Here is a 17,920-nt window from a genome sequence, read left to right on the forward strand (position 1 = left end):
ATTTAGGATTAAAGCCGCCACGAATTTGGTACTATAGCGTTCACAATTTCCCTATTAAGCCTGGTGGGGCAGGATTTAGTGCCAGGTTTCGCGGTGCAGCTGGGCGCGTGAGGCCGGTTCCAACTGGACTGTGGTGTGAAAAATCGAGATACCGTGATGATTCTGCAGGCAGTTCTCAATTTCGCTCAAAATCTCGAGGCTGTGCCCGTCATGGAAGCATTCGTCAGCCAGCACCACGTGGGCGCTCAGCACCGGCAGGTCCGAGGAAACCGCGGAGGCGTGCAGGTCATGCACGGCTAAAACGTGAGGCAGCTCCAACAGGTGCGCCCGGACCTGGTCCAAATCCAAATCCCGAGGGGTAGATTCCAGCAAAATTGCCCCCGCCGGGCGCAAAATCATGATGGCCCGAGGCACGATGAGCGCGGCGATGACCAGCGCCGCCACGGAATCAATCTGGGTCCACCCGGTCAGGAGCATCACCACCGCGCTAATGATAACCGCTACGGAACCAAGGGAATCGTTCAGAACCTCCAGAAACGCGGCGCGCAGGTTCAGGTTGTTCTGCCGGGAACTCAACAGGATGGTCAGGCTAATGAGGTTGCCGACCAAGCCGATAATGCCCACCACCAGCAGCGCTTGGTCCTCAATATTTTCGGGATTTATCAGGCGTTTGATGGCTTCGATGGACGCAAACACACCGATGCAAATCAGCAGCAGGGACTGCAAAGCTGCCGAGATGACCTCGGCACGCCGCCACCCCCACGTGAGCCGATCCGTCGCCGGACGCTGCTGCAAGCTGGCTGCCACCAGCGCAAAAGTCAGACCCGCGCAATCGGTGAGCATATGCCCCAAGTCCACCAGCAGGGTCAAGCTACCGGTCAGAGCCGCCCCCACGACCTCTGCCAGCAACACCGTGAAGGTCACCGCAAGCGCTGCCCGGAGCTGCCCACGACCGGCCTTGTGAGAGTGAGTATGAGTGTGCGAATGGCCGCCCGAACCGTGCGGCTCGTGGGGATCGCTGGACTCCTGACCTTCCTGATGACGCTGCATAAGCTTCCTTCCTGTGTTTTCTGCGTGAGCTACGGCTACGCCCTTGCTTAGTCTAGCCTAAGTCACAGGGTTTGCTTTTCGGTGTTTCATGTTAAAAGGCTGGTGCCAAAGCCCGGGTGAGTCTGGCTTTGTGGACAGTCATCCGGCGCTTTGGCGCCACGCTAAAGGAAGGCGTCGATTGTTGGTTTTCCTGACGGCGACGCCTGGACACTCGACCAATCGGCCCTGAGAAAACCCTCATTAGTGAAAAGTTTAAATTGGTTTTCATCGTTCAGGCATTTCAATAGTTTCCCAATATTAGACCGGGCGAATCTCAGCTTGGAGAAACCGGGGACTCCGCGAGAAATCCCACACACCCCGGGGCAAGCGCGGTGAAAAACCTTGTCACAGGGCTTTTCTGCCATGTAAAATGATGCCGCGAAGTGAATCCATTTCACGAATTCGCTATGAATATTACAGGAGAAGCCATGTCTAACCCTTACAATCCCGCCCAGTTCCCGCCGCCCCAGCAACCCCCACAGAATCCAAACCAATTCTCAAACCAGACCCCCGGACTCGCCCCTCAGCAGTTCGCGGGCGCGCCGAACAATTTCGCTTCGCAACCCCTGGTGCAATCGAATGATGACACCAGCCTGGGGGCTTGGATGCTGACGATTTTCCTCGCTTCCCTGCCGATTGTGGGCGTAGTCATGCTGCTCATCTGGTCTTTCGGGTCGGGAACCTCGCCCGCCAAGTCCAACTGGGCCAAAGCCACCCTGCTGTGGGCGCTGATAGTGATAGGGATTTATGTATTGCTTATCGTAGTAACCGGGGGTTTCATTTTAGGCGCGGCATTCGATCACAGCTGAGCGGGTGCACCGCCGGGCGCGACCCAGTCTCAAACTTTTGCTTTGCGGTAGCCCGCGGCTCTCGCCTCAGCTTGAGAAGCGAAGCAAGCCTCCGGGTTGGTGCGATTGTAGAACCTCTGACCGGGCATGTGGTAAATCATGGAACTGGCGTTCCCCTTGATTGGGGCGTTTGCCGGGCAGTCCTTACCGATTGGTTGTAAGCCACCATTGCCGGAAGGCTGCGGCTGGGGTTGTGGCTGCGGTTGGGGCTGGGGTTGAGGCTCAGGCTGGGGCTGCGGGGCAACCTGACATTGCAAATTGGAGTTATCACTCAACGCACCGGGTCCTCCCACGAAAGAAACCGGCACTGCAGGTTGAACAGGTGAACAATTCTGCTGTGCTAACAGCAAGGGCATCTTTTGCAGACCGGCGGCGGGCACAATCGAGAGAGCATCCGGGAAATTCACTCCCGATGCCAGGAAGGCATTGGCGGCGGGCTTCGCGGCAAAAATCTGGGACGCGGTTTCAAACCGGTTAGCTCCGTAAATCCGATTCGGATTTGGCATTCCCGCCAAGAATTCATCGGGAAGGGCACCCGGACCGCCCAGCACCATAGTGTCTGTAGCGCCCAGCTGCTGAGCCACCGAAACCGCATACTGTTGCGCACCCGGACCGGTAAGCATAATCGGCACCCCCTCTTGTGCGGCCAACGCGCCCCCAGCCAGCGCATCCGCAAAACCGGTGCCAGTCGCTAGATACAACTTCCCGACTTTTCCGAACTGCAGAGCAATTTTTGCGGCAGTCTCGTAACGGTTGGCTCCGGAAATTCGCTGCACCGCACCGAACTGCGTCAGCTGAGCCTCAACTTGCTCCGAGACCGCCCCGGCACCGCCCAGAATCGTGATGCTGGGCGAACCGAGTTGCTGCAGGTAAGCCTGCTGCTCGGAAGTAATTTGTGAGCCAACCAACAATATGGGTGCCTGCTGCGCGGCGGCCCACGGCCCGGCGGCCAAAGCGTCCGGAAAATTCGTTCCCGTAGCGACAAACACGTTTTTCGCGGTGGGGAAGTACGTCTGAGCAATAGCCAGGGACGTCGCGTAACGGTCCGGGCCAGCAATACGAGCACCCGCGGCTGAGGCGGGAATTTGCAGGGTTAGAGCGAGAGCAGCGGCAGCAACGCCGGCGAGAGTTTTCTTAAACATAAAACGAATTCTAGGATTCACGCCTCGAAAAAAGTACCAATCGGCGTGAGAAATCTCTCTCAACAGTTCCACCCTGCGCGGCTGATCGCCCGCGAATTTCGTTTCAACCGACCTTCTGAGTCTAGACGGATCGTCACCGTTTTGACTCCACCAGCAGCGTGAGTTCACTAATCTGTTGTTTCAGTTCGGTAATCTCAGCGCTAGTGGCCGCCCGGTCCTGCTCATTTTTTTCATTCACCATGTCGACAACCCACGAAGCCATGGTAGCTGTCACGACACCAATCAGCGCTACCCCGCACGTCATCAGGCATAACGCGACTGCGCGGCCGGTTACAGAAATCGGATATAGATCTCCATAGCCCACTGTGGTAATCGTCTCGAAAGCCCACCAAATCGCCTGCGGAAAAGACGTAATCAGCGCATCCGAAACACTGCGCTCCGCATCCAGCACAGCCAGCGCCGACACGAAAATCAGCAGCGCCGTGCTTGCCACCGAATACAGGGCTATCTTGCCGCGGAAGGTTGAACCGGCCTTGCGACCGAGCACTTTCACGAACGTCACGAGCCGGAGCAATCGTAGCGGCCGCAAGATGGGCAGCGCCACGATGAGCAGATCGAAAAGGTGCGTGATGAACCACTTGAAACGCGGCTTTGCCAAGGAAAGCCGCACCACGTAATCAACGGCAAAGGCAGCCCACACCACATTCATAATTAACTCAGTAACATTGGCCGCCCGGCCTTGTAAATTACCGATGACTTCCCAGGCATAGGCCCCCAAAAATAGGACCGCCAGAATCAATAGCGGCCAATCCGTCAAGCGCTCCCACGCGTCCAGCCTTTTAGATTCACTCATAAGCCCATAATAATGCCGTTCATGAGGATGGTTTCGCGGTCTTTGGCGGGAATAAAGTCAAGGCCGTGACGGTTGCCCAGGTGTCGAATTTACCAAGGATTTAGCCGAATTAAGGGTTTATCCGAGCATTGTTCTTTGGTAAAGTTTTGCTGTTGGGAGGTGCTTTAGTGAGTAAGAAATCAAAGATTTGGATTGCCAGTATCCTGGCTGTGATTTTCGTTGCCGCCGCAATCGGCGCAATCACCATGTACCTGGTCAACAAGTGGGAAGTCGTCATCACTGTGAAAGGCGACTCCACCAGTACTGTTGAATACGGTGAACAATGGAAAGACCCCGGCGCCACCGCTTATGGAACCAGTACCCTGTTCACCTTTACTCACGACGACCTCAAGCTGCACACCACCGGAAAAGTCGATACTTCCAAAGTCGGCACTTATGAAATCACTTATGCGGCGAAATACCGTGGCGTTGAAGGGAAAAAGACCCGCAAAGTGACGGTGCGGGATTCTCAGCCGCCCGCCATCACGGTCGACGGCGGGGAACAGATTACCCTCCCCTACGGCCTGCCCTGGCAGGACTCCTATTCCGCTACAGATAATGCGGACGGCGATTTAACCGCAAAAGTCCAAGTCGACGGCCAGGTCAACGTGAATGCGGCGGGGTCATACACGTTGCGCTACCAAGTCTCGGACTCCAGCGGAAACCAGGGCACAGCGACCCGCCAGGTCACCGTCATGCAGCCCGTTGCCCCCAACGCCGACCCGGCGGCAGGCTTGGACAAAGTTATCTATCTGACTTTTGACGATGGGCCAGGACCGGCGACGGCGCGCTTGCTCGATATTTTGGCCACCAAAGGGGTGAAAGCGACATTCTTTGTGACCAACACCATGGGGCACACGGACATGATTGGGCGCGCCTACCGCGAAGGGCACTCAATCGGGATTCACACCTATACCCACAAGTATTCTCAGATTTACGCCAGCGACGACGCCTACTGGGCGGACTTCGACCGCATGGCGCAGGTTATCCGGTCGCAGACCGGCCAGGACACCAAGATTATGCGGTTCCCCGGGGGCAGCTCCAACACCGTGAGCCGCAACTACTCGCCCGGAATCATGAGCCGCCTGACCAAACTCATGACCGTGAAAGGCTACACCTATTTCGACTGGAACGTGGAAAGCGGGGACGCTTCGGGACACACCAACAGCGCTTCCGTCTTTCAAAAAATTACCGCCGGGGTAAGGGGGAAATCGGTGTCAGTAGTCCTTTGCCACGACATCCACCCAACCACCGTCGACGCGATGCCCCAGGTCATCGACTGGGGCAAGCAAAACGGCTACACCTTCCTGCCGCTCGCTCCCGGCAGCTATCCTGCGCACCATCGGGTTGCGAACTGAGTTTGTTCGCGGCGTTCATTAGGGCGTTCGCGCGGCGTTCACAAGGTCGTTTCGGGGGTCACAAGGTCGGTCGCGAGGCCGGTGGGCGCGCCGGGTTGGCAAGGTTACGGGTCACTATACCGGGCGGAGCGGACGTTTCCCTGGCCACGAACTTGCTGTTCTCATACGGCCTGAAAGTGAGCGAAGTCAGCGAATCTGACGCGGTCGCGGCGGCGCAGCTGTGGCAGCCCGGCACGAGCCTTTCCTTGGGCGACCGCCTCTGCCTCGCCCTCGGCAAACGGCTGGGCGCCACCGTTCTGACCGCCGACAAAGCCTGGGGCGAAGGCGAAGGGATTGAACAGATCCGGTAGCTGACGCTCTCCACAAACTGCATCCCTGGAAACGTACCCTGCAATAGTCAAACCTTACAATGCAGGTTGCAAAAATCTATTGCGAACAACGCTGAGAATGAGCTTAAGCTGGCAACTGCGATCACATACCTCTGCAAAGCTGGAGTTCAGAGGACAAGGTTAAATCTTTCTTTACGACTTGTTTCAATTAGCCTAGGAAGACAAAGTGCCGTCAGCTGTCTAGGGATTCTTCATCCACTAGGTGCTCAGCTTGTTCAATAATCAGTTTGACTGCAGCCTCTTGCTTATCGGGTGGATACTTGTATTTAGCGAGCAGTCGTTTTATCCGCGAACGCATCCGAGCCCGCACTGATTCTTTTTGCATCCAGTCAATAGTGGCGGAGCGTCTAATAGTTTCCACCAATTCCCTGGCAATGGTTTTAAGAACCTCATCCCCCATCTGCAAAATGGCGGAATCATTTTGAATCACCGCATCATAGAGGGCGACCTCGGCGTCACTGAGTCCCAATTCCTCTGCCCGTTTCTGATTTTCGCGCATTTCTTTAGCCAAAGCCACCAATTCCGCGATAATCTCGGCGGTTGTTAGGGAGCGGTTAGTGTAGCGCTTCACCGCGTCAGCAAGCATTTGGGAAAACTTACGTGACTGCACCAGATTCGTGCGTGCCAGAGTGTGAATCTGATCCGTCAGCAATCTGCGCAGCAATCCTAGCTGCAAGTTTGGTTTTCCGCTTTTACCGATGGAATCCAAGAACTCATCCGATAGTAAAGACAGCTCTGGGCGTTCCATCCCGGCTACCTGGTAAACGTCTACCACCTGGTCTGCGGTAACCGACTCGTTAACCAGTTGGGATAATACGGAATCGATATTGCTGCTGCCTTGCCGGGATTCTCCTGCATCTGGGGCGAGAATCTTTAGTGCCGCCGTGCGCGCATCGGTAAACAGACGCACATCATCCCGAATTTCCAACGCTTCGGGACGTGAGGATACCAGTGCATAGGCTTTCGCCAGTGCTAACACTTGGTCTAGGTAACGTTTGGTTACTTCCTCATCGGAGAGCACATAATCCAGCACTGCCGCATATTGGGCGAGGCGCTCATCGGCGGGGAGCTCGGGGGAAGAATCATAAGTAACCGGATGCAAAATTCCTTTGATTACATCGTATTTTTCTTCCATGACTTGGATTAGTTGTTCTATGGGTACCCCGGCTTGTTCGCGGTCAGAGGAGGAATAGACACTCAAAGCTTTCTGTAGGCAGGAAAACAGCCCAATATAGTCCACGATTAGTCCGCCGGGCTTGTCTTTGAATTTTCGATTTACTCTGGCGATTGCTTGCATCAACCCGGCGCCTTGCATGGGCTTATCTACATACATAGTGTGCATGGAAGGCGAATCGAAGCCGGTCAGCCACATATCGCGCACAATTACGATTTCCAGTTCATCTTCGGGGTTTTTGGCGCGTAGTTTCAGGTCGCGGCGTGCCTCTTTGGAGTGGATATGGGGTTGGAAACTGGCGGGATCGGCAGCCGAGCCGGTCATCACCACTTTGATTTTGCCCTTATCCAGGTCATCGGAATGCCACTGGGGGCGCAGCTGGGTGATTTTGTTGTACAGTTCCACGGCGATTCGCCGGCTCATAGTCACGATCATGGCTTTGCCGGCCATGGCTTCTCGGCGTTGTTCCCAATGGTTAACAATATCTGCCGCCACCACATCTAGACGTGAACCTGCCCCCACCAGGGCTTCCAGCTGCGACCATTTGCTTTTGGCTTTCTCACTGGACTCGCTGACATCGTCTTTGGCAGCCTCATCTATGAGGGCATCTGCCCCGGTCAGAGCATCCTCGCTGAGGTTAATTTTGGCGAGGCGGGATTCGTAAAATATCTTGACGGTAGCGCCATCTTCTACTGCCCGGGTGAGGTCATAGACGTCTATATAATCGCCGAATACTGCCCGAGTGGAGCGATCATTGGATTCAATCGGGGTACCGGTAAATCCCAGGAAGGTGGCGTTTGGCAGGGCGTCGCGCATATGTTTCGCTAAACCGGTTTTTAGCCGTCCTTTTGCGTCCAGGGTTTCAGAAAATCCGTATTGGGAGCGGTGCGCCTCATCGGCAACTACTACTACATTGCGCCGATCGGTGAGGACGGGGTTTAGGTCACCGTCCTCACCGGGAGCAAACTTGTGCAGGGTGGTGAAGACGATTCCCCCAGATTCTCGGGTCAGCAGTTCCCGTAGATTATCTCTGCCAGTGGCTTGCACCGGATTTTCGGGGAGAATCTGCGCGGGGGCGAACACCTCGCCGAAGAGTTGGTCATCTAGGTCGTTGCGGTCGGTGATGAATACCAGGGTGGGGTTTTTCATTCGCGGGTCGCGCAGCAGTTTCGCGGCGTAAAAAACCATTTCGAAGCTTTTCCCGGAGCCTTGGGTGTGCCAGACTACCCCACCCCGGCGGTTCCCGTCCGGACCAGATGCCTTAACCGTAGATTCCACGGCAGCGTTTACTGCCCAGTATTGATGGTATTTAGCTACCCGTTTGATGAGGGCACGCCGGCGTTGCCCACTTGTCGGGTCGGTTATGGCTTCATCGGAATAAACCACGAAATTGCGCAGGATATCTAGGAAACGTTGCGGGGTGAAGACCCCTTTTATTAGTACTTCTAGGGCGGGACGGTTAGTTACAACTTCTCGCCCGTCCATAGTTTTCCAGGGGGCGTAATGTTCGAATCCGCCGGTGAAGGAACTCATCGCCGCACTGGTGCCATCGGAAATTATGGTGACCGCATTGGAGGTAAAAACTACCGGAATGTCGTGGCGATAGGTTTGAATCTGGTTCCAGGCGTTACGCATAGTGGCGTGTTCATCGGCAGGGTTCTTTAGCTCCATTAGCCCTACCGGTAGGCCGTTTAGGAATATCAGAACGTCGGGGCGGCGATTGTGTCCGTTCTGAATAATGGTTACCTGGTTGAGAGCCAGCCAGTCATTGTTGGCAGGATTATCGAAATCGATTACCTGCAGTAGTTTCGTTACTGTCTGACCGTCACCCGCCCTAGTTTCTACCGGGATTCCTTGCACCATCAGGTCGTGCATTCGCTGGTTTTCTAAGGCTTCGTCTTGGGAATCGGCGCGCTGCAGGCGTTTTAGAGCTTCGGTAATCATGGGCGAGGAGGCGCCGGGATTTAAACGCCGCAACGCATCTTCCACGCGCACCCACAACACGGCATCGGATAGTTTTTCGCGCACTGCCCCCGTCGGAGTATCTTTTGAGACATTCCCGGTTTGATATCCGATTTCTTGTAGCCATTTAAGGGCGGCAATCTCTACGGTGTTTTCATTCAGTGTCGTCATGGCCATCCCTCGCCTCCAAAGCTTCGGCAGCAAACTTGTCGAAATCGGATTGATATTCCACGTCTTGGATTACCCGATATTTTTCCAGTTCTTCTTTGGCTCTCTGGTCAGCTATTTTCTTAGAGATTTTCCCGGCGTTATCCAAGAGTTCGCGACTATCAAGAGTGAGTACTTGGTTCAGGAATTCTTCCCATTCTTCCATGGTGGTGGGAATATGCCGCTTGGCACGCGATTCTGCCAGGTTTAGATAGGCTTCAACAATTCGTCCTAAATCAGCCAATTCATCTTTCGTGAGGTAGTTCTTGGCGACGGTAACATCGCTGGCTAGAACTTTCCCATCCGGAGAGTTTTTCCAAGTCGTTAACCCCATATGCGGTTTGGCGGCGTCAGCTCGCTGGGCAATCAACTCGGCAGCGGTATGACCATGCACCGCGAAATGTAGTTTGTTTTGAACGGCAGCGAAGAATGTTTTGGTGGTGGGGGCATCGGGGTTGTAGTCGACTGCGGTGGCATAGATGTCGGTTATTTTTTGGTAAAAGCGGCGCTCGGAGAGACGAATCTCGCGGACTTCTTGGAGTAGTTCCTCAAAATAGTCATGCCCGAGAATCTTCCCCGACTCCATACGGTCGCGGTCAATAATATAGCCACGCAAAGTAAAGTCGCGAAGAACAGCGGTTGCCCACTGCCGGAACTGGGTAGCGCGAATAGAATTTACGCGGTAGCCAACGGAAATAATGGCATCTAGGTTGTAGTGCTGGATCTGCCGCGCTACCTGGCGAGAGCCTTCTTGGCGAACTATCCGGAAATTCCGGATAGTTGCCTCAGGGCTTAACTCACCGGAAGAAAAAATGGTCTTAAGATGCTCGTTTACTGTCCTAACATCAACGTCAAATAGCTCAGCCATCAGGGCTTGGGATAACCAGATAGTGCCGTCCTCATAGCGCACTTCGACACCTACACCGGACTGAGCGGTGAAGACCAGGAACTGACCCGAGTCATGCCGTATGAGTTTCTTAGTCATTTTCCCCCTCCGGCAGCTCGGTATCGGTAGCCTCCTGGACAACTTCCCGCGCTTCGGGAACGCGGATCCGCCCCGACATCAGCTCCGGCAAAAGTGTGTCTCGGAGGGAGGCAAGAACTTGATTTTCCAGAATTCTATAATGACTCATAATTCTCATCGGCATGGTCATTGATTCGATTTCCCTGAGTGCTCGTTCGTCTGTTGGAATATTGACTTCATATTCCCCTATCGCGGAAACACTCACTGCAGGATAGGCACTGCCATAGGAATTGCTCTGTAAGTAGCTTGCGAACGATTTTCTACTGGCAATGTAGGTTAACACCGAGGACCCAAGAGGAGCGATCGGCCTAATAACTGCGAACCCGGTAGAAACTACAGTAAGTGGATGCGGCATAAGCACTAAAGCAAAAGCTTGCCTACCTGGGCGAACAGTGGAGAAAATTAAATCTCCGTCAGACACTCCTCTTCTAGCACGTGATGGCGCTTCATCCCATGACATTTGCTGAACCGTATTAATTCGCCCTACCGAAACCGAAGAAATATCTACGTAATGCACACCGTCAGTCGAATTCGGTTTAACTTGCTGCCTGTTGAAAGAAACTAAATCCTGCAACTTACATGATTTAGTAGAGTCATTTTTTAGCTTCTGCTCTACCAAGGTATTCGCAATCTGATTTAGCTTATGTGCAAACAGAATATTAGACTCGATTTTATCGTCCAGCGCCCCCAGCGTCGCGGCAATGCCCTGTTGAATCTGCATATCCGGCAAATCAATCTTTAATTGCGAAAATGCTGTTTTATTTACAATAGGGCTGGCAGAGCCTCCGGCAACCTGCTTCAGAGAATCCGCGATTTCCCACATTCGGTAATATAAAAATCTACTTGAGGCTTTCGAAGTGTCTACAATCAACGAATTGATTTGTTGATTAGTACAAACTGGGGTACGCAGGTATGACATTTTCCCGATTGTCGATCCAATGCAGACAACCGAAATAGCTTTAGGTGGAAGCACTCTATTTCTTAATGCCCCTACGCCAGTGCTCGAAATAAATCTTGCTGTTTTCAGCGTTGTATCTTTCGCTTTAATATCAGATGGTGTTACGAAAGGTACTCCCGAACTAGCAAACCACTCGGGATGTGCTTTCGGCGGGGTGGTACCGGTGACGATTTTGCCAAGATCGCCTAAGCGATAAGTTTTCATGGGCAATAGACTCATTCCAGGCCACCCAGCCTTTGCTTAATCTCAGCTTCAAGCTGGCGTCCGCGCTCAAATTCGGCAAATAGTTCTTGCTTTAGGCGCGCGATCTTCTTGTCTATAGGTTCGTCATCCTGTTCGACTTCAGGAATCCCTACGTAACGTCCGGGGGTAAGTACAAAATCGTTATCCGCGATTTCATTTAGAGAGGCCACTTTACAGAACCCGGGTTCGTCGGCATATTTTTCATGGTCACTCTTTGAGCGCCAAGCATTGTAGGTGCCCGCAATCTTCTTAATATCTTCGCTGGTCATCTCTCGGCGGGCACGGGTAACCATCCTCCCCATGCGGCGCGCGTCAATAAACAAGACTTCCCCTGTCCGTGGACGATGTCCATTACCGTGGCGATTCTTGGATAGGAACCACAAGCTGGCGGGAATCCCGGTGTTTAAGAACAACTTGTCCGGCATCGCTACGACGCAATCCACCATCTCGTTTTCGACTAGCTCGCGGCGAATCTCCGGGTCAGTGCCATCACCGGAAGACAGCGCTCCGTTCGCCATAACGAAACCTGCAGTGCCGGATGGCGCCAGGTGATAGAGGAAATGTTGAATCCAGGCATAGTTGGCGTTTCCGGGACGCGGGGTGGCATAGGCCCAGCGAGGATCGTCAGCTAGGGACTCACTCCAATAATCCGAGATATTAAACGGAGGGTTAGCGATAATGAAATCTGCCCGCAAGTCAGGATGTAAATCCTCGGTAAAAGAATCCGCCGATTTTTTTCCCAAATCAGCGTCAATCCCTCGCAAAGCCAAGTTCATCTTGGCCAGCTTCCAGGTGGTGTCAGTAAACTCCTGCCCATAAACCGACAACTGATTACGGTTGCCTCCATGCGCGTCCACAAACTTGGCTGATTGTACGAACATTCCCCCGCTGCCGCAGCAAGGATCCAGCACCCGCCCGGCAAATGGTTGCAGCATCTCCACCAGGGTCTGTACTACCGAGCGGGGAGTATAAAACGCTCCGCCCTCTTTACCGGTTTCTTTGCCGGCAAACTGCCCCAGGAAATACTCGTAAACAGTACCCAACACATCATCGGAACCATGATCAGTGTCGGTACCGAACCCGATGGTTCCAATCAAGTCAACCAGTTCACCCAAGCGTTTCTTGTCGAGTCCCTCCCGCCCATAGTTGCGCGGCAACACCCCGCTCAAACTGGGATTTTCTTTTTCAATCGACACCATCGAATCGTCGATTAACTGCCCAATCCCTGGCTGTTTTGCACTGGCTTGCAGATTTTCCCAACGCGCACCCTCGGGAATCCAAAAGACGTTATGCCCCGCGTATTCGTCGCGATCTTCCAAGAAGTCCGCAATTTGAGATTCATCGATCCCGTCCTCGCGAAGTTCCTGGTTAAGCTCGGCGCGCCGCTCGTTAAACCGATCAGACACGTACTTTAAGAACACCAACCCCAAGACCACGTGCTTGTATTCCGAAGGTTCCTGGTTGCCCCGCAGCTTATCGGCGGCCTCCCACAAGGTCTGTTCCAAGCTCTTTTTAGCTTTAGTATTCTTCGCCATACCGTTTCTCCTAATTATCCTTCGATTGGAGTTTCTCGCCCGCGAAGCGACACTAACGCGCGAAGTGTCACTTCCGAGTCTAAACCAACTGTTTGCGCCGCGCGGCTCTCCCATCCCCCCGCTAAACCCAACGATTTGTTTCGATAGCAAGATGGGTTCCGGAGGCACATTTCTTCCTGTAAAGATAAAAGTTATTCTTTAAAATTTATCTCGACCTCGGCGGCATTGTAGATATCCACCCTGTTTTGCACGTCTACGCTGTGTACAATCCAACCACGCAGCGAACACTTTTGAATAAACTCGTCGATGCGATTCACACCCTCCATTTCCCGTAAAGTAACTACTATTCCAAACCGCAAATTTCCAAATGGTGCGCTCGCAGGCTTATCCCACCTGGTGGTCTTGCGGATTTTTAACCCCCACATCTGCGTCTTGTAGGCCTTCCTACCGCGCTGACCATTACTAAAATTCTCGCCGATATGTTTGACGTTATCCCACTTTCGGTAGCTGTTACGCGCTGTGCCCTCAGTAGTGAAATCATCATTTTCACCTTGGCGGTTATTGTTAACCGCTCTCAAACTGTCCTTGTCATCAATACGCCCAAAGTGTAAATCCAATTCAGTACTGGTATAGTCCACGCCTTGACGGCGGTCACACGGGGGAAAATAGCACAAGGTGGCGCGGGCAATATACGGGTGCTTGCCATTCACAACCGGCACTGGAATATCGAAGTTATAAGTTTCATAAGAATCAGACATCCCAGTCAATACAAATTTAATTTCATCATCTTTAGACTTAACCAAATCCTCTATGCGAATGGGAACCTGACCATAGCCTCGCTTATAGTCCTCACGAAAGTCCCATCCCGCAGCCGCGTCAATTATCAGCGCTTTGGCAACTTCGCGGTTAAATCCTATTATCTGCATTAAATAAGCCATTTTACGCGCTATCCACGGTGCCGCAAAAGAAGTCCCCTGTACCCAAGAACCCCCGTTTCCCGCATAGGTAAACATGGGGATATCCCGATCCCCACCAACTGCGCAGACGTCGGGTTTTTTGAAGAATTCCAAGACCGGACCACTTCGGGAATAGCTGGCAGTTTCACCGGAAAATGAGGTTGCATTTACAACCAAGGAATTAATCGAATCAGCGGGAGCACCGATTTTCTGTTGTTGTTCCTGCGTTTGATTGGTACCTGCCACCACAAAAACAATGTCATCAAATCGAGATTGCAATTCATCCAGAATAGCTCCCTCAGGAGACACGAAGTTACGCGCAACCTCTCGCACAGAACCCTGGGAAATGTTCCATACTTTAATGTCACGGTTCTGTTCCACGATACTATTCACTCGCCTCATGAATGCAAACGAATCCGACCGCGACCCCGTAGCGACCCCAAAGTGCCGCACCCGGAAACGACCACAACCGTCATCCAAGTCCGGTACTAGACTTGGACCGTCGACAATAAGCGATGTAACTTTTGTCCCGTGAGCACGATCCTCTGGATGTATTTCAATTTCAGATGGAATTAAATTTATCGACTCAACCCAATCGGAGAAATACGCGTTTTCATCAAACGGGGTATCAATCACTCCGATGATGGGTTCATGACCTGGTTTAGGTATATCCAAAGGATTAATACCTGCACCGCTGAACTCTTCGGGGGTTAATTTGGAGATATCGGAAATCGCCATCGATACCAGGAAGGGGTATTTCCCTATCAATACACTGTATTGCTCCGGGCTCAACCGGAGAGCGCTTCCCAAAACCTGGTCAGGCGTGACTCTTAAACCCAAACCATTTAGAAAATCACGAACATCGCTGTAGCCGGTATCGTAAAGATTTACAACTACCCAGCCGTCAACCGCCTCCTGCTGAGCACGTATGCTGAAACGCTCAGCGAAATAAGCATCCCTGATTAACTGCAAAAAGCTGTTTTTGGACGGTTCATAACTCCACTGATTGCTGGGAGTCTTTTTTAGCTGCTCCAGTATTTCATAATTGATAGTGCCACCGTGTTGTCCAACAATTGCTGCGCAGTTATCCAACATTTCGATAGAATCATCAACAGTGGTTTCGCTGACACAATAGGTAATTACATGGTGGGTGTTCTGGTAGTTCCCCTCGAAGCAGGCTCCTACAATGAAATTACTAGCTTTAGAGCTGCCTCCGCCAAGTAGGCGGCGAATCCGGTTACTTTTAGCCGTTATTTTTTTATAGTAAACGCTGATCAATGGATTAAAGGGTATCTGCTTTTTCTGCCAATAGTCCTTTATTTCCATCAGCTGTTGACGCAAATCTAACAGGTGATCGGCACTGACTTCCCCATTCTTGGGTAGTTGAGGCAAACCTGGTCGCCGAGCACCTTTGGTTTGGAACTGACCTTTAAGCTGAAGCAGGTTATTCACCACGCACCTCCCGTAGTTCCCGGGAAATAGTTGTCTTCGGCACCTGGGAAAGCACTTCAATTTCTCGCAACGTGAAACCTTGCCGACTCAGTGTTGCATAATCCCTGATAGAAGTATCCGGACAAGCCTGGGAGTAAAGACGGCGTAGATAATCGTATAGATCACCAGGTTTACTGAAGGCAAGTGAAGTTCGCAGCATATTCTCAAGCTCTCCCGGATAAGGAATCTTTTGCATTTGATTCATGATTTTTCGGAACAAACGCATATTGTGTGCCACATTTTTGAACTTGTCCAACAATCCGCTCAGCATCACTTCAGAAATTTCTAACAGATCATCCCTGCTGTAGCGACCAAAATCAAGAATGGAATCAAATCTTCTGACGAGAGCTTTATCTAGTGCCGCATAAAGGTTGGTAGTGGCAATCAATACCACCTGTTCATTTAGAGAGTCGAGTTCCTTTAATAATGCCGAAGTAGCTCTACCCATTTCCCGGACATCATGATGGTTTACCCGGTCGAGTGCCAGTGCATCTATTTCATCGAACAAGACCACTGCTTTATCAGGGTGCCGCATCTCGTTTATTTCTGCGAAAAGGCGACCAATATTCTTGCCCGTTTGTCCAAGTTTGCTGTCAATAACCGCGTTAAAATCCACCAGATAAATATCACGATTAGTTATCCTGGCGATTTGACGAGACGTTTGGGTCTTCCCGGTGCCCGGGGGGCCTTGGAACAAAAACTTATTTACCCCGATATTGTGGGATATTGCATTACATACACCGGTCACGTCCATGGCTATAGCGTCCGGAAGAGGCAATGACGCTGAGGCAGACTCAAAACTCCGAAGAAAATCTCCCCCGTCTTCCCCTAGCGTTTGCGGAACAAAAGTGTTAGCGTCCGAAATAAGAGCCATAATATACGCTGCTAACTCCACGTCCCCGGCAGCCTCAAAGCTACGCGCAATTTCGGCTGCCTCGACCAGGAATGCTGATTCATTTTTATCTTCGTGATACCGGATAAGGTTGACAACATTGCGCTTCTTCATGGTATCTCCCTTCACTACACACAAGCATAGAGACATCTTGGGACGAACGCAAGTCTTTTTGGGACATGTTTTATCTTTTTCGTCGTTTTTGCCACGCGACCTGGCGCAAGTCTCTCTGGCGAACTATCCGAAAATTCCGGATAGTCCCCCCGGCGCTAGTCGCCATCGCCGTCGCGCTTCTCTCGGTCGTTCTTTAGTGGGGTTTTCCGCACTCAACACATCACTTATGAGTCTAAACCAAACCCTTCACGCAAAAGGAGACCCCTTACCCGAACAAGACCTACCCGCGACGCTAGCTAGACCCTCACCCCTACCCCCGCCCTTGTGCACTACCTATTTACCGATATGTCAATTAGGTGTACAATGGATATGCAACGTACTACTCACGGACAAGGGGTGATGGGTATGACAACCTCCACAGCAGCCCGGATTAACTTCCGCACCGACGCGCAGACCAAGCAATCTGCCGAGAAACTTTTCGAGGCCCTGGGACTTGATATGTCCACGGCGCTCAATATGTTCTTAAAGCAAGCGGTGCGTGAACAGGCACTTCCCATCCGCCCCGCCCTCGCCTACGTTCCCAATGCGCAAACCGCTCGTGCCATCGACGATGCCCAGAAGGTGATTGACGGCGAGAAACCCGAAACCGGGGCAGTCTTTAACGATGCCCACCAGGCGGCGCAATTCCTGGACAGCCTCTCATGAAGATTATCTTTGACAGCCAGTTTCAAACGGATTTTAAGCAGGTTGTACGACGCTATCCACACATTAAAGATGAGATGCGCGAGCTGATTTACGCTATCGAGGAACTCGGAGAAGTGCCGCCGACTTACGACCCGCATCTACTTACACGCGCGCGCGGAACCTACACTGGCTATTGGGGTTTACATCTACAAGAAGGCGCATTTGATGTAGTTGTGGTCTATCACCAGCGACAAAAGACCCGGATAATCAGGTTCATTCGCATCGGGTCCCACAAGGAACTTTTCCAAGGGAAAGAACTATAAGCATTTTTTCGCAAGAGCGTAATCTCTTTGACGATAAAGTGGCAAGAATTCCAATAGTCCCCCGGCGCTAGTCGCCCTCGCCGTCGCGCTTCCCGCTGTCGCTCCCAGGCCGGGGCTCCCTGCTCGCGAAGCGGTTCGCCATCACGCCTCCGACAACAGTTATCAACAACAGTGCGCACATCGCCGCTAGAACTACGTAATTAGCGCTGCCCTTCAACGCCGCAACGAAGGCCGAGAGCGCCAACCATACCCCGGCAAAGGCAAACAGCAGCCCATCTGCCAAAAAGACAGGCGCAAAGCGCTGGTGGGTTCGTTCCCAAGTCGACTCATCGCGCATGATGGCTCTGGTGCGAAACCCGATAGCCTCGTTCAAAGGCAGCGTCCGCGCCCTCGCCTTGATATAGATGACTACAAAAAACACCGCGACAGCAACCAGGCACACCGCACAGAACACCACTAACACGACATCCCCCTTTGAACCCGATGGACAATGCCAATTCCATTGTATAACAAGCGAACATTCCGCCCTAGAACGCTATAGTACGGGTTGAGGAAGAACGAGCGGGACTTTGCGGTGGAAGGCGCTTCAACCACAGCGAGGACGGGCGCGATGAGGCACAATATACAAATCGGCTAGCA

General features: G+C 52.5%; 15 protein-coding genes. 5 read left to right on the plus strand and 10 right to left on the minus strand.

Features of this window, described 5'->3' with window-relative positions:
• Positions 1-75: 75 nt before the first annotated feature.
• Complete coding sequence (locus tag AC5LBQ_RS00115) at positions 76-1,050, minus strand: cation diffusion facilitator family transporter (RefSeq protein WP_493264249.1); 975 nt, start codon at positions 1,048-1,050, stop codon at positions 76-78.
• A 467-nt stretch (positions 1,051-1,517) separates the two neighbouring features.
• Here AC5LBQ_RS00115 and AC5LBQ_RS00120 point away from each other — a divergent pair, with 467 nt between their 5' ends.
• Positions 1,518-1,898 carry a hypothetical protein gene (locus tag AC5LBQ_RS00120; RefSeq protein ID WP_295028734.1) on the plus strand — a complete coding sequence of 127 codons (381 nt, stop codon included), beginning with the start codon at positions 1,518-1,520 and terminating at the stop codon, positions 1,896-1,898.
• A 29-nt stretch (positions 1,899-1,927) separates the two neighbouring features.
• Here AC5LBQ_RS00120 and AC5LBQ_RS00125 read toward each other — a convergent pair whose 3' ends face one another.
• Together AC5LBQ_RS00125 and AC5LBQ_RS00130 are read right to left on the minus strand one after the other, a co-directional pair.
• Entirely contained in the window at positions 1,928-3,079 is a 1,152-nt protein-coding gene (locus AC5LBQ_RS00125) for a cell wall-binding repeat-containing protein (protein ID WP_493264250.1), read from the minus strand.
• A 133-nt stretch (positions 3,080-3,212) separates the two neighbouring features.
• The gene (locus AC5LBQ_RS00130; protein WP_493264251.1) at positions 3,213-3,932 is read right to left on the minus strand and encodes a potassium channel family protein; all 720 of its coding nucleotides are present in this window, start codon (positions 3,930-3,932) and stop codon (positions 3,213-3,215) included.
• A gap of 167 nt (positions 3,933-4,099) precedes the next feature.
• Here AC5LBQ_RS00130 and AC5LBQ_RS00135 point away from each other — a divergent pair, with 167 nt between their 5' ends.
• Complete coding sequence (locus AC5LBQ_RS00135; RefSeq protein WP_493264252.1) at positions 4,100-5,329, plus strand: polysaccharide deacetylase family protein; 1,230 nt, start codon at positions 4,100-4,102, stop codon at positions 5,327-5,329.
• A gap of 2 nt (positions 5,330-5,331) precedes the next feature.
• Entirely contained in the window at positions 5,332-5,679 is a 348-nt protein-coding gene (locus AC5LBQ_RS00140) for a PIN domain-containing protein (protein WP_493264253.1), read from the plus strand.
• Between the two features lie 211 nt (positions 5,680-5,890).
• On the opposite strand, the gene AC5LBQ_RS00145 is transcribed toward AC5LBQ_RS00140, so the two are convergent.
• From AC5LBQ_RS00145 to AC5LBQ_RS00170, 6 genes are all read right to left on the minus strand, one after another.
• Positions 5,891-9,025 carry a type I restriction endonuclease subunit R gene (locus AC5LBQ_RS00145; protein ID WP_493264254.1) on the minus strand — a complete coding sequence of 1,045 codons (3,135 nt, stop codon included), beginning with the start codon at positions 9,023-9,025 and terminating at the stop codon, positions 5,891-5,893.
• The gene (locus AC5LBQ_RS00150; protein WP_493264255.1) at positions 9,009-10,046 is read right to left on the minus strand and encodes a virulence RhuM family protein; all 1,038 of its coding nucleotides are present in this window, start codon (positions 10,044-10,046) and stop codon (positions 9,009-9,011) included. Before AC5LBQ_RS00150 ends, AC5LBQ_RS00145 begins: the two co-directional genes overlap by 17 nt.
• On the minus strand, positions 10,039-11,247 hold the full coding sequence (locus AC5LBQ_RS00155) for a restriction endonuclease subunit S (protein ID WP_311497644.1): 1,209 nt from the start codon (positions 11,245-11,247) through the stop codon (positions 10,039-10,041). The genes AC5LBQ_RS00150 and AC5LBQ_RS00155 overlap by 8 nt, the downstream gene beginning before the upstream one ends.
• 11 nt (positions 11,248-11,258) lie before the next feature.
• Positions 11,259-12,821, minus strand: a complete 1,563-nt coding sequence (locus tag AC5LBQ_RS00160) for a class I SAM-dependent DNA methyltransferase (protein ID WP_311497645.1) — start codon at positions 12,819-12,821, stop codon at positions 11,259-11,261.
• Between the two features lie 191 nt (positions 12,822-13,012).
• The gene (locus tag AC5LBQ_RS00165; RefSeq protein WP_493264256.1) at positions 13,013-15,229 is read right to left on the minus strand and encodes a S8 family peptidase; all 2,217 of its coding nucleotides are present in this window, start codon (positions 15,227-15,229) and stop codon (positions 13,013-13,015) included.
• Entirely contained in the window at positions 15,222-16,274 is a 1,053-nt protein-coding gene (locus tag AC5LBQ_RS00170) for an AAA family ATPase (RefSeq protein WP_493264257.1), read from the minus strand. The genes AC5LBQ_RS00165 and AC5LBQ_RS00170 overlap by 8 nt, the downstream gene beginning before the upstream one ends.
• Positions 16,275-16,679: 405 nt before the next feature.
• Between AC5LBQ_RS00170 and AC5LBQ_RS00175 the strand changes: the two genes are divergently transcribed.
• Positions 16,680-16,979: a type II toxin-antitoxin system RelB/DinJ family antitoxin gene (locus AC5LBQ_RS00175; protein WP_493264303.1), complete on the plus strand. Its 300-nt coding sequence runs from the start codon at positions 16,680-16,682 to the stop codon at positions 16,977-16,979.
• Entirely contained in the window at positions 16,976-17,281 is a 306-nt protein-coding gene (locus AC5LBQ_RS00180) for a type II toxin-antitoxin system RelE/ParE family toxin (RefSeq protein WP_493264258.1), read from the plus strand. Before AC5LBQ_RS00175 ends, AC5LBQ_RS00180 begins: the two co-directional genes overlap by 4 nt.
• A gap of 67 nt (positions 17,282-17,348) precedes the next feature.
• Here AC5LBQ_RS00180 and AC5LBQ_RS00185 read toward each other — a convergent pair whose 3' ends face one another.
• Positions 17,349-17,744 (minus strand): SdpI family protein, encoded by a 396-nt coding sequence (locus tag AC5LBQ_RS00185; RefSeq protein WP_493264259.1) that lies wholly within the window; start codon positions 17,742-17,744, stop codon positions 17,349-17,351.
• Positions 17,745-17,920: the final 176 nt, after the last annotated feature.

Source organism: Mobiluncus sp., assembly GCF_985070215.1.

Excerpts from the sequence above, each read along its gene's own strand:
- AC5LBQ_RS00125 (WP_493264250.1), bottom strand. The coding sequence starts at position 3,079 with ATGTTTAAGAAAACTCTCGCCGGCGTTGCTGCCGCTGCTCTCGCTCTA.
- AC5LBQ_RS00170 (WP_493264257.1), bottom strand. The coding sequence starts at position 16,274 with ATGAAGAAGCGCAATGTTGTCAACCTTATCCGGTATCACGAAGATAAA.
- AC5LBQ_RS00160 (WP_311497645.1), bottom strand. The coding sequence starts at position 12,821 with ATGGCGAAGAATACTAAAGCTAAAAAGAGCTTGGAACAGACCTTGTGG.
- AC5LBQ_RS00155 (WP_311497644.1), bottom strand. The coding sequence starts at position 11,247 with ATGAAAACTTATCGCTTAGGCGATCTTGGCAAAATCGTCACCGGTACC.
- AC5LBQ_RS00120 (WP_295028734.1), top strand. The coding sequence starts at position 1,518 with ATGTCTAACCCTTACAATCCCGCCCAGTTCCCGCCGCCCCAGCAACCC.
- AC5LBQ_RS00150 (WP_493264255.1), bottom strand. The coding sequence starts at position 10,046 with ATGACTAAGAAACTCATACGGCATGACTCGGGTCAGTTCCTGGTCTTC.
- AC5LBQ_RS00130 (WP_493264251.1), bottom strand. The coding sequence starts at position 3,932 with ATGAGTGAATCTAAAAGGCTGGACGCGTGGGAGCGCTTGACGGATTGG.
- AC5LBQ_RS00180 (WP_493264258.1), top strand. The coding sequence starts at position 16,976 with ATGAAGATTATCTTTGACAGCCAGTTTCAAACGGATTTTAAGCAGGTT.
- AC5LBQ_RS00175 (WP_493264303.1), top strand. The coding sequence starts at position 16,680 with ATGACAACCTCCACAGCAGCCCGGATTAACTTCCGCACCGACGCGCAG.
- AC5LBQ_RS00145 (WP_493264254.1), bottom strand. The coding sequence starts at position 9,025 with ATGACGACACTGAATGAAAACACCGTAGAGATTGCCGCCCTTAAATGG.
- AC5LBQ_RS00115 (WP_493264249.1), bottom strand. The coding sequence starts at position 1,050 with ATGCAGCGTCATCAGGAAGGTCAGGAGTCCAGCGATCCCCACGAGCCG.